1 pseudogene is annotated in these 1,039 nt (G+C 69.0%); it reads left to right on the top strand.

Annotation, left to right across the window (positions count from 1 at the left end):
• Positions 1 to 952, top strand: a pseudogene (locus tag ELR45_RS40135) (hypothetical protein); the annotation flags it as partial.
• Positions 953 to 1,039 lie beyond the last annotated feature (87 nt).

The raw sequence follows: 1,039 nt of genomic DNA, 5'->3' as shown, positions 1-1,039 counted from the left end.
CACCTCCACCCTCGACGTCCTCGCCGAAGCCGGGCTCCTGATCAAGGACGTCCCGACCCGGGTCGAGAGGTACTTCAACGCCAAGTTCATCGAGTCCGGAGCGCTCCCGGACACCATGCGCGAGCACCTCCAGCTGTGGCTTCAAATCATGCTCGGCGGATCCCGACACGCGCCACGCCAACTGCCCCGCGAACCCGAGACAGTCGAGCTCCACATCCAGGGCCTCGCGCCCGTCGTGCAAACGTGGGTCGACGCCGGGCGCCAGTCGTTCGCCGAGATCAGCAAGGAGGACGTCCTGGCCGCCCTCGCTGCCCTGCCGGCCGGCACCAGCCAACGCCACTTCGCCGAGAACGGCCTGAAGTCGCTGTTCAAGATCCTCAAGGGCCGCCGACTCGTCTTCACCAACCCCATGCGCGGCATCGACCTCACCCGCGTCGCCACGAACCTTCCGCTGCCGCTGGACCCCGCAGTGATCCGGGCCGAACTGGACTCGCCGAACCCGGCCGTCGCGCTCGCCGTCGCTCTGGTGGCGTTCCACGGCCTGACCGGCAAGCAGGTCCGCGAGCTGCAGCTGACCGACATCGTCGACGGACGGCTCCACCTCGACCGCCGCGACATCCCGCTCGCCGCACCCGTCAGGACCCGGCTCGCGGCCTGGCTCGACCACCGCAACCGAACCTGGCCGGCCACCGCGAACCCACACCTGCTCATCAACCGACGCACCGCGCCGCGCCTCGTCCCCAGCGGCCCGTCCTTTCCCTGGAAGGAAAGCCGTATCCGCCCACGGGCCCTGCGCGAAGACCGCATCCCGCACGAGATCCACGCCACCGGCGGCGACGTACGCCGCATCTACGACCTCTTCGGACTCAGCGTCGAAGGCGCCACCCGCTACATGAAGACCGTCGAGCACCCCGACCTGAGGAACGAGGATCAGCCTGGCACCCGGCCATGACCGTGTCCTTACGTACCGCGCGGCGCGGGTCGAGAGCTGTCGCAACATCCTCACGCCACGGATAAGCAACCGCGGCGCGCACGATTC

It is taken from the genome of Phytoactinopolyspora endophytica (assembly GCF_004138495.1).
Taxonomy (GTDB): domain Bacteria; phylum Actinomycetota; class Actinomycetes; order Jiangellales; family Jiangellaceae; genus Phytoactinopolyspora; species Phytoactinopolyspora endophytica.
This window is presented reverse-complemented; position numbering and strand designations above follow the sequence as displayed.